This window comes from Shewanella sp. 30m-14 (assembly GCF_052977125.1).
The window spans coordinates 130,127-141,153 of sequence record NZ_JBRILW010000014.1; the positions used below are offsets into that span (position 1 = coordinate 130,127).

The window sequence follows — 11,027 nt, forward strand, 5'->3', positions numbered from 1 at the left end:
TTTGATCGTTTTTACTTAAGCGCTTTTATTTAAGCGCTTTTATTTAAGCGCTTTACTGACAAGTTGGTACTGGGCTATGTCAGTGGTATTCGGTTTACTTAATAAACGCGAATGCGTCACCGTAAAGGTGATCTTCTTCAACGCCCATGGTACGGAACACTTCACGTGCTGCGCCAACCATGTCGAAACGACCCGCTATATAAATGTCGTAACCGCTTAGGCTGTCAAAGTCGTTTTTAATCTGCTCTAGCAGATTGGCTTCTTTACCTTTCCAGTCAGCATTGGCTTCTTCAATGACTGGAACAAAGTTGAGCCACGGATGCGCTTCATGCCACTGGCGAGCAATGGTCTCAAAGTACATGGCTTCCTGGTTACGGCAGCCCCAATAAAACGTGGTTTCAACTTCCTGGCCTAAAGCAATCTTTTGTTCAACGATACTCTTGATGTAAGAAAAACCCGTACCGCCAGCAATCAGTAAACGTGGGCGTTGACTGTCTGCACGTAGATGCGCGTCGCCGCCAGGCACTTCGATGTCAATGCTGTTACCTGTGGCTAAGCATTCTTTTAAACGCTCTACTACTTGCATAGGGTAGCTTTCGTTAACAGCTGCACCGATATGTAGCTCAATATGTTCAGCATCGGGTGCAGAGGCAATGGAGAATGGACGTTTGTCTTTCTCACCCATCACCACACAAAGGTATTGACCTGCTTTAAAATCAAATGGAGTACTAGGCTTTAAAATGACCTGATATACGGCATTATTAAACGGCGCTACTTTTTCAATCGTACAGCTAATAGTGTTCATCTTTATTCCTTGATGCGCCTCTCTTTGGAAGCTTATTCGATATAAATTTACGCGCCTGCAGAAGCTCTGCAGGCAATATAAAGTCTAGCTAATTGTGTGGCACAGTGATTACAGCGTCGGTGCATCATCGATACCGAGCTCATCCCAGATAGCATCTACTTTCTGCTTAACGGCTTCATCCATCACGATAGGAGTGCCCCATTCGCGGTCGGTTTCACCTTGCCACTTATTGGTTGCATCCATTCCCATTTTTGAGCCAAGACCCGCCACCGGAGAGGCAAAGTCGAGGTAATCAATTGGGGTGTTTTCAATCATAACCGTATCGCGCTTTGGATCCATGCGAGTGGTAATTGCCCAGATCACATCGTTCCAGTCACGGCAGTTTACATCTTCATCGACCACGACAATAAACTTGGTGTACATAAACTGACGTAGGAACGACCATGCTCCCATCATCACACGTTTGGCATGTCCTGGGTATTGCTTACGAATTGAGATCACCGCCATTCGATACGAACAGCCTTCTGGCGGCAGGTAAAAATCGATAATTTCAGGATACTGTTTACGTAAAATAGGCACGAAGACTTCGTTCAATGCCACACCTAGCATCGCTGGCTCATCTGGTGGACGGCCGGTATAGGTGCTGTGGTAAATCGCATCTTTTCTGTGGGTAATGTGCGTCACCGTAAACACTGGGAATGAGTCGGTCTCATTATAGTAACCTGTGTGATCGCCGTAAGGGCCTTCTTCTGCCATCTCATCGGGGTCTATATAACCTTCTAAGATGATTTCGCTGGTGGCTGGCACTTCTAAATCACAGCTTAGGGCTTTACACACTTCAGTTCGTTCACCGCGCAATAGTCCTGCGAAGGCATATTCGCTCATAGCGTCGGGCACGGGGGTAACAGCACCTAAAATGGTCACCGGATCGGCACCTAATGCAACCACGACTGGGTAACGCTCACCAGGGTGTTTTTCTTTAAAATCTTTAAAGTCTAATGCGCCGCCGCGATGGTCTAGCCAGCGCATGATTAACTTGTCTCTACCCAGTAATTGCTGGCGGTAAATACCAAGATTTTGGCGCTTTTGACGTGGGCCTTTGGTGATAGTGAGTCCCCAAGTCACTAGCGGCGCAACATCGCCTGGCCAGCAGTGCTGGATCGGTAACTTAGTTAAATCGACCTCTTCGCCGGTTTTAACCACTTGTTGGCAAGGCGGGTTACGCACGGTTTTAGGCGGCATGTTTAGCGCTTGCTTAAACATGGGGATCTTTGAAATGGCGTCTTTAAAGCCACGAGGAGGTTCTGGCTCTTTTAGAAATGCCAGCAGTTCACCTACATCGCGCAGCGCGAGCGGATCTTCTTTACCTAATGCCATGGCGACTCGTTTGGGCGTACCAAACAAGTTAACTAAAACGGGCATGTCGTTGCCGACTGGATTTTCAAACAACAGAGCCGGGCCTTTGGTGCGTAACACGCGATCGGCAATCTCTGTCATTTCCAAATGAGGATCAACGGGATGACTAATACGCTTAAGCTCACCATTGGCTTCTAAGTGGTCTATAAAGCTGCGTAAATCCTTAAAACTCATAGGGGAATTCTCATCGCTATAAACTGTGATATGGCGCGCACTATAGCACTATTCCAACGTGCGTTAAACGCTTGTTCGTCAATGCGTGGCCTCAATATATTTCAGGCTTTACTGATACAATTCCCTTTGTAGGTAAGTGCTTAGTCAGCGAGATTGGTTTAAGGCATATTTGAGCGTAAACTTAACTAAGTAATGCTACGTTTGTTGGCTTGTTACAACAGAGGAGGAGGGATGAAGGCACTTAAGTTTACAGCCTTGCTTGGCTTATTTACTGGGTCGATAACTATCGCGATGGCAGATGGGGCGGTATCGATAACCCCTGTTGCTGCAAGGGCTGTGGTTTTGGCACCGGTGGCGGCATCACAAGTGTTGAGTAATGTTAGCGTTGGCCTTGGGTGGAGTAATGTTGATTACCGCGATCCTTGGCGCTGGAACGTGGGGGTATCTAACAGTTGGTACGGCTACCCTTATCGCAATGGTTATTACAGATCCGGTTGGCGTCCTGGTTATAACTGGGGAGTCGGCTCTCGCTGGCGCTACCCATACAGCTACAACAATCGCTATTACTCGCCTTATCGTTATGACAGGCAAACTTACCAAGCTCCAAAGCCAAAAGTCGTTAGGCCTCCAGAGCGAGTGACGACCAGCGTAAGCTATTCAACAGGGCTAAGTCGGTTACCGGATAATGCGCGGGTGATTCAAAAAGAGGGACGCACTGTGTATGAATGGCAAGGTGTGGAGTATGTGTTTGATTGGAACACCAATACCTATCAGAAGATTAAGTAGTGTTGGCGGTTTTATTCTGCTTGCGGATCTTGTTACTCTGTTGCCACAAAAAGTGGCGGCAACATGGAAGCAAGCGCAATGAGTTGGATGCAATTTACCATTGAGTTAATCGACAAACTGATTTGGCCTACCATGCTGGTATTTGCTGTGGTGAGTTTAAAGCGGCCGATATCGACCTTGATCCCTTTAGCCAAAAAACTGAAGTTTAAAGATTTAGAGGTGGAGTTTGGTCAAGGATTAAAAGCTGTGACTCAGCAAGCAGAAGGTGTATTTCCTGAGTTAAAGACCGATAAAAAGACGCGACTCATAGCCTCTGCGAATCACTTACCCAATTCAGCCATTATTGAAGCTTGGGAACAGGTGGACCTGGCCGCCGAGCTGCTGATTAAATCTCACTGCGATAACATTACCTTAGATAAGAATACTCGTTATAAACATATTGAGAATATCTTGATAAGCGAGCAGCTAATTAATACTAAACAAGGAAAGCTGTTTAGTGAATTACGCCAGTTACGTAATAAGGTTGCCCATGCGGTGAGCTATGAGGTGGGTAAAGCGGAAGCGATTCAATATATCGAACTATGTTTTAAGCTTATTGAGCATTTACACGGTTTAACCCCATCTGATATTCGCAGCTGTAATGCTGGCATTCAAGAGGTCGCGAGTTAGGGCTGTCAGTATAGTATGTTGCTTGTTGAAAGCTAATCTGCAAAGCGCAAAGTCTACAAAGCCCAGTTAATCGTGCAGACTAACGGGGCTTTATTCGTGGCTTTTGGCTCGATTTAACGGCTCAAGTTGAGATTGTAACTCAATTTTTATTAGGGCTAATTCTTGGCTTTTAGGTACATGTCGTAGCGTTGAATGATAAACCCTAGATCTTGAAACTTTTTGTTGAACGTCATACCGAGCTTTTTGAGTACATTAATTGAGGCGTGATTCCTCTCAACGACATCGCCGACAATATAATCTAAATCCATATGGTTTTTAGCGTATTCAATACAGGCTTGGTTGGCTTCGGTGGCATAACCTTTACCCCAGTGCTCAGGCGCAAAGCGATAACCAATATCTGTCTCATCAATGCGGTAATCATTTTTAAAGCCACAAAACCCAATGACGTTATCGGACTCTTTTAATACTACTGCCCAGCGAGCATAACCAAACTGCAGGTATTCGTTCAACCAAATGTCGCGGATGATGCGCTCTGCATCGGCAAGTGATTTAACAACGCCTGCATCGCCAGTATAGAGATTGACTCTCTCATCTGCGTTGAAGTCGTAGACGGCTTGTACGTCATCGAGGTTAAACTCTCTAATAATTAACCTTGGTGTTTCGGTAATGAGTTTGCTCATTGGCTTTCCTTGTCTAATCTTTTGCGGCAATCGCTATTACCACACTACTGCAGTGATCGCGTTCTCAGTCTCACCAATAATGGTTTTAACCACTTTATTACCAGCATCTAACAAGATCAATCTTGGAATGCCACTATTGGCAAACTGTGAGTAGATCGCTCTGTCAGTATCGGCGACTAAGGGGAAATTTAATTCATACTCATCTGCAAATTTATCGAGTGAGGCAGGTGTTTCTTCACGGCCAATGCCTATGATGTCGACATTTGGACTGAGATGAAGGTTAGAGTTAACAAGATGCTTCATAGTGCGTTGTGAGTCGTGGCACCAAGTTGCAAATAGAATTATCAGCTTATTGTTGTTTGATTCTGCAAGATCAATGGTATTGCCCTGAGTATCGACGAACTGTGTGACGGGAACATTTTCGCCCGCTTTTACATAGGTAAGGTATTCGGGTTGGCTTTCGGTTGTGGCGCAGCCTGTTATGGTTAGTATGAGTAAACTGGCAAAAAGTCGTTTAAGCGTTTTCATTAGCATCCATTCTTTTTAATTGGTTTCTTATAGTGGTTTTAGTGCGATTGAACATGCTGACTTGTTAATCTAACAGACGTGTAATCGAATGTATAAGCTTGGCTTGCAACAGCATGTGACTGAACATGCTCTATTTAGGGGCTAGCGAGTGATAGACGAGTAAAGCTTATAGCGCCTGCTTTTAACAATAAATCACTTATGTTTGTTGACAGCCGAACGAGGACACCCTATCGTGGAGGCTTACCTATTAAGCTGTTAGCTAACTCATTGATTAACAGTGACTACCAAGGATTTTTACGTGTTATTAACACCGATCGAGGCTTATTACTATCTATAGCCACAATGGCGTAGATAGAGGTTATAAACTCCCCCTCATGTTTTAAATCACTCCATTGTGGCAATTCCATCTTTCGGAAGCTGGCCACTATCTATGCCCGTTCCGAAGCCTTTCTCTTTAATTTGGAACACCATAAATGAATAACAGTAAAATCTTCGGCAGCATGCTAATTATTGCGGGTACCACTATTGGTGCTGGGATGTTGGCATTACCCCTCGCGGCGTCTGGGCTTGGCTTTGGCGTGGCCAGTATTATCATGCTATTGATTTGGTCTTTGATGACCTATACCGCCTTGCTCATGATTGAAGTGCATCAGTTTGCACCTGTCGATGCCACACTGCACACACTGGCGCACAAGCTATTGGGAAGAAAAGGGCAGGTGATTGCGAGCTTTGCAATGATGTTTCTTTTCTACGCGCTATGTGCTGCTTATATCGCTGGTGGCGGTGAGCAGATCCACAGTAAATTAACTCATTGGTTCGAATTAGAACTGCCCATGCAGGCTGGGGCGATTATCTTTACCTTGCTGATCGGTACTGTGGTGGCAATAGGGACGCGCTCGGTCGATATGATTAATCGAAGTCTGTTCTCACTTAAGCTCATCGCGTTAGTGGTGATGCTGTTTTTGCTACTGCCTCATGTTTCCGTCGAGAATCTAGTGGCTTTACCTGTGCATCAAGGGTTGGTGTTTGCTTCATTGCCTGTAATATTCACCTCTTTTGGCTTTCACGGCTCCATTCCATCAGTGGTGCGCTACTTAGGTAAAGATACTAAGGCACTGCGCTGGATCATTGTTGTGGGCTCGGCATTGCCACTAATGATATATGTGGTATGGATGCTAGCGAGCCAAGGCGTGTTACCTCAGCAAGAATTAATGACGAGCCAAAGCTTAAATGGCTTTATCGGCTCTTTGAGCCGGATGTTACACAATCCAATGATTGCTAATGCGGTATCAATCTTTGCCGATCTGGCATTGGCGACATCATTTCTTGGGGTGAGTTTAGGTTTATATGACTTTCTTGCAGATCTATTTAAACGTAGTGCTAAACCAAGTCATAGAGTGCAAGTGGGCTTAGTGACATTTCTACCGCCACTGGGTTTTGCATTGTTTTACCCACAAGGCTTTATCACCGCCTTGGGCTACGCAGCCTTCGCATTAGTTATTTTGGCGGTTTTTCTGCCAGTGGCTATGGTTACGGCGCAGCGTAAACAGGTGGGATTGGAAGGATATAGAGTTAAGGGGGGCAAGGCGGGATTAATCATTGCTACATTGGCGGGGGTATTAATTATTAGCGTACAACTAATGCAGATTTTTAATCTACTGCCAGCTGTTGGCTAGGTTTAACTAGAGCTGATGCATTGAGCTGCAACCAGTTTTAAGTGAGTAATTGACTGAAAAATAGCTCATTAAGCTGTAATTTTCGATATCGGATGATTTTTTGGTCACTTGAATCAAATTGGGCTTTACATTAACGTCGAGGAGCCCTATTATCTGCGGCGTTCGGAGGGATGGCAGAGTGGTCGAATGCACCGGTCTTGAAAACCGGCATGGGTTTATAGCCCATCTAGGGTTCAAATCCCTATCCCTCCGCCACATTTAGATGAGGCCTCAGCAGAAATGCTGAGGCCTTTTCGCATTCTGGAAGCTACACTTTGAACCCTAGGGTTCCTATTAGTTTAAAGTCAGCTATCCCGGCGCCACATTTAGATGAGGCCTCAGCAGAAATGCTGAGGCCTTTTCGCATTCTGATCTAAACAGGATTGAACCCCAAGGGTTCCTATTATTTAAATTGACTATCCCTCCGGCACATTCAAGACGAAAGGCTCATCAGAAATGATGAGCCTTTTTTCGTTTAGCGCAATGATTTGATAGGGATTGGAACCCTAAGGGGTCCTGTTGTTTAAAGTCAGCTATCCCGGCGCCACATTTAGATGAGGCCTCAGCAGAAATGTTGAGGCCTTTTCGCATTCTGATCTAAACAGAATTGAACCCCAAGGGTTCCTGTTGCTTAAAGTCAGCTATCCCAGCGCCACATTTAGATGAGGCCTCAGCAGAAATGCTGAGGCCTTTTCGCATTCTGATCTAACCAAAATTGAACCCTAAGGGGTCCTGTTGCTTAAAGTCAGCTATCCCGGCGGTACATTTAGAGAAAGGGCATGAATTTTTGAATAAAGAATGGGGGAGCCTTATACGTTCAGTTAAAAATTCGGTCTAAGGCTGTTGCGCTCGATAATTGGTTGTTTTCTGCCAGAAGCCACTAAGGTTTGAGTAAAATTGCAGAAATGATTCAAAATTTAGCCATTCGAATCAAATTAGGCTTTACATTGCAGTCGAGTATCCTTATTATCTGCGGCGTTCGGAGGGATGGCAGAGTGGTCGAATGCACCGGTCTTGAAAACCGGCATGGGTTTATAGCCCATCTAGGGTTCAAATCCCTATCCCTCCGCCACATTTAGAGAAAGGGCTTCCAGTAATGGAAGCCCTTTTTCGTTTGGGTAATTTAATCTGAACCCCAGGGTTCCTGTTATCAGAAGCCGCCTATCCCTGTACTTTATTAGAGAAGGGCCTCCGTTCTTGAATAAAGAGTGAAGCCTTTTTTCGTTTGGGTAGTCAGTGTGGAACTTTTTATTAGTATCATCTATACACCTAGTTCCAGTTGCAAATATTAGTAATTTTTGTCTCTTATATATGGCTAAGCTTGCTGTTACTGAATGAGTTGTTTGCTGTGAATTGATGAATTCTCATTTTATAGAGGCATTTATTAATGAATTCATTCTGTTGGGTGGATATGTTTAATTTTCTTGAGGAAACACACAGGATTAATGATGAATTGTATTCATTAACTATCAATTCCTGATATAAACCTACCCACACAATAAACTGCGGGTTTGCGATCGCAATCCAAGCAGTAGCAATCATCATTCTTTGTATACCCTGGAGCACCACAATGAGCTGCGATTTGACTCTCGATAGTTTTCTTTCCACTGTTGCCGTTCGTAACCCTAACCAGCCTGAGTTCTTGCAAGCCGTAAAAGAGGTGCTAACTTCTATTTGGCCTTTTGTTGCAGCGCATCCTGAATATTTAGATGCTGGGATTTTAGAGCGTTTAGTTGAGCCGGAGCGTCTGATCCAGTTCCGTGTATCGTGGGTTGATGACCAAGGTAAAGTTCAGGTGAACCGCGCGTTTAGAATTCAGCATAACTCTGCTATTGGTCCTTTTAAGGGCGGTATGCGTTTCCACCCTTCAGTTAACCAGTCGGTACTTAAGTTCTTAGCCTTTGAGCAAACCTTTAAGAACGCCTTAACTACTTTACCAATGGGCGGCGGTAAAGGCGGTAGTGATTTTGACCCTAAAGGAAAAAGCGATGGCGAAGTCATGCGTTTCTGTCAGGCATTAATGTTTGAACTGCATCGTCACTTAGGTGCAGATACAGATGTGCCTGCAGGCGATATCGGTGTGGGAGCTCGCGAAGTCGGCTACATGACCGGTATGATGAAAAAGCTGACTAACAGTGCTGAATGTGTGTTTACTGGCAAAGGGCTAACATTTGGCGGCAGTTTGATCCGCCCTGAAGCTACGGGTTATGGTTTATTGTACTTTGTTGAAGCTATGCTAAAAGCCAAAGGCGAAACATTAGAAGGTAAAACTGTTACCGTATCGGGTTCTGGTAATGTTGCTCAGTATGCAATCGAGAAAGCGATGGAGATGGGGGGGAAGGTCATTACCGCATCTGACTCTAGCGGCGTAGTATTCGATCCAGAAGGTTTCACCACTGAGAAACTTGCTAAGTTGATGGAAGTGAAAAATGAACGCCGTGGTCGCGTTGCAGATTATGCCTATGAAATGGGGCTAGAGTATGTGACTGCTGGTACGCCTTGGCAATTTGCTGCTGATGTTGCCCTACCTTGTGCAACACAAAATGAGTTGGATAGCGAACATGCGGCAATGCTTATTGAAAATGGCGTTCAGATTGTTGCTGAAGGCGCCAATATGCCAAGTACTGCTGAAGCCATTATCTTGCTGCACGAAGCTAAAGTGTTATTTGCACCAGGTAAAGCTGCTAATGCGGGGGGCGTTGCTACTTCAGGTTTAGAAATGAGTCAAAACGCACTGCGTCTAAACTGGAGCCGTGAAGAAGTGGATATGCGTCTGCGCGATATCATGTACTCAATCCATGCAACATGTGAACAATATGGTCGTGAAAACGAGCATATCAACTATGAGCTTGGGGCTAACGTAGCCGGCTTTGTCAAAGTGGCAGATGCAATGAAGGCGCAAGGCGTCTACTAACGTCTTTAAATAAAACCACTAAATAGAGTCATCAAATAAAGTGTAAAAGGACCTTTCGGTCCTTTTTCATTTTAAGTTGTAGATTAATACCATTAGAAAGTGACAGCCCTCTTGCTAGCTTAGTCAAGGCTAGACTGAAACATCGACCTAAACCTCGACTTAAGTGACTGTTTGGGTATCTCTTATATAGTGGCCGATATAAATAAGCCGTAAAGTGTTACTGAAGTCGTGCTATCAGCCTCATGCTGCATAGCTCTTTATATTCTCCATCTACTTATATTCTCCATCTACTTATAGTCACATCTGATATCGCGACATTCTGTATGCTAAATTTTATAGAAGCAGGCAGGTTTATGGATTTTCCAAACTGCGGCGTTACTATAATAGCCGAAAGCGATATCGATTCACTTATCGCTAGCCCCATCATGGCGATAGGTTAACTATATATAGAAGTGGTCACCTGTATAAGTTAGTGGCTATAGGTGAGTGGCGCCTTTATGGGTTAATTCACTTTATCGTTTAAGCATAGTTAAAAGCGGCCGTTTACTGCTTGATGAGCCAGCAAGTACCAGCGTACTAGTGTCAGTGAAGTAAATATAGGCGCGATCCTCTCTATGTTTCGCTCAAACGAGTAGTGCCAATTCATCATTAATGACTCGTTTTACACCTATTTTGTGTATAACTCTGTGTGTAAGCTGTTGCTTTGCTGTGCCTTATAAAAGAATGGCAATTAAATGTATTTTTATTTCAAAAAGCGCTTGCGCTGATCTGAAAACTCCCTATAATGCGACCCCACTGACACGGCGCAGCAGGCCACCTACCCAGCGTTAAGCTAGATAGCACGGGACTTGCAGCAGTGTTAGAGAGTTAAAACTCCTAGGAGATTTGATTCAGGTGATAAACGCTTTAAGAGCTTCGAATGATGGTTGTTAACACGAGAGTGTATAAGAAATCATCGCTTGAAAAACTTCTTAAAATAAGCGCTTGACGCCGCCACTGGAGAGTGTAGAATACGCCTCCTCAGCCAAACGACCTAAGCGTCTAAGGCGACATCTGAAAGATTGGTGTCACGCTCTTTAACAATATGACAAGCAAATCTGTGTGGACACTCACAGAGATTAAGTTATTCGAAATTGCCTACTTCTTTCTAGTAAAGAATGAGGCAATCAAAAAATTACTTAATGAATGAGTGTTCATAGCAATATGTAATACAGAATTCGTTGAGCCGCTGATTTAGCCTTACTTGTAAGGTGGAAGAAGCAAAAAAACTTTAATTGAAGAGTTTGATCATGGCTCAGATTGAACGCTGGCGGCAGGCCTAACACATGCAAGTCGAGCGG

8 protein-coding genes, 2 tRNA genes and 1 rRNA gene are annotated in these 11,027 nt (G+C 44.5%); 7 read left to right on the forward strand and 4 right to left on the reverse strand.

Going from position 1 to position 11,027, the window contains the following annotated elements; genetic code table 11:
* Window positions 1-94: 94 nt before the first annotated feature.
* Together fre and ubiD are read right to left on the reverse strand one after the other, a co-directional pair.
* Window positions 95-805: an NAD(P)H-flavin reductase gene (gene fre, locus ACVBIU_RS12260; RefSeq protein WP_447163892.1), complete on the reverse strand. Its 711-nt coding sequence runs from the start codon at window positions 803-805 to the stop codon at window positions 95-97.
* Window positions 806-913: 108 nt separating this feature from the next.
* Window positions 914-2,395 (reverse strand): 4-hydroxy-3-polyprenylbenzoate decarboxylase, encoded by a 1,482-nt coding sequence (gene ubiD / locus ACVBIU_RS12265; protein ID WP_447160877.1) that lies wholly within the window; start codon window positions 2,393-2,395, stop codon window positions 914-916.
* A 231-nt stretch (window positions 2,396-2,626) separates the two neighbouring features.
* Here ubiD and ACVBIU_RS12270 point away from each other — a divergent pair, with 231 nt between their 5' ends.
* Window positions 2,627-3,181, forward strand: coding sequence for a hypothetical protein (locus ACVBIU_RS12270; RefSeq protein ID WP_447163893.1), 555 nt, complete (start codon window positions 2,627-2,629; stop codon window positions 3,179-3,181).
* Between the two features lie 78 nt (window positions 3,182-3,259).
* Window positions 3,260-3,850 (forward strand): hypothetical protein, encoded by a 591-nt coding sequence (locus ACVBIU_RS12275; protein ID WP_447163894.1) that lies wholly within the window; start codon window positions 3,260-3,262, stop codon window positions 3,848-3,850.
* A gap of 155 nt (window positions 3,851-4,005) precedes the next feature.
* Here ACVBIU_RS12275 and ACVBIU_RS12280 read toward each other — a convergent pair whose 3' ends face one another.
* Together ACVBIU_RS12280 and ACVBIU_RS12285 are read right to left on the reverse strand one after the other, a co-directional pair.
* Entirely contained in the window at window positions 4,006-4,530 is a 525-nt protein-coding gene (locus ACVBIU_RS12280; protein WP_447163895.1) for a GNAT family N-acetyltransferase, read from the reverse strand.
* Window positions 4,531-4,566: 36 nt separating this feature from the next.
* Window positions 4,567-5,058, reverse strand: a complete 492-nt coding sequence (locus ACVBIU_RS12285) for a TlpA family protein disulfide reductase (RefSeq protein ID WP_447160881.1) — start codon at window positions 5,056-5,058, stop codon at window positions 4,567-4,569.
* 473 nt (window positions 5,059-5,531) lie between these two features.
* Here ACVBIU_RS12285 and tyrP point away from each other — a divergent pair, with 473 nt between their 5' ends.
* The 5 genes from tyrP to ACVBIU_RS12310 all read left to right on the forward strand — a co-directional run.
* On the forward strand, window positions 5,532-6,734 hold the full coding sequence (tyrP, locus tag ACVBIU_RS12290) for a tyrosine transporter TyrP (RefSeq protein WP_447163896.1): 1,203 nt from the start codon (window positions 5,532-5,534) through the stop codon (window positions 6,732-6,734).
* A gap of 164 nt (window positions 6,735-6,898) precedes the next feature.
* Window positions 6,899-6,989: transfer RNA gene (locus ACVBIU_RS12295), tRNA-Ser, on the forward strand.
* Between the two features lie 765 nt (window positions 6,990-7,754).
* A tRNA-Ser gene (locus tag ACVBIU_RS12300) sits at window positions 7,755-7,845 on the forward strand.
* 498 nt (window positions 7,846-8,343) lie between these two features.
* Window positions 8,344-9,687 (forward strand): NADP-specific glutamate dehydrogenase, encoded by a 1,344-nt coding sequence (gdhA, locus tag ACVBIU_RS12305; RefSeq protein WP_447162716.1) that lies wholly within the window; start codon window positions 8,344-8,346, stop codon window positions 9,685-9,687.
* Window positions 9,688-10,958: 1,271 nt separating this feature from the next.
* Window positions 10,959-11,027, forward strand: a 16S ribosomal RNA gene (locus ACVBIU_RS12310); the annotation flags it as partial.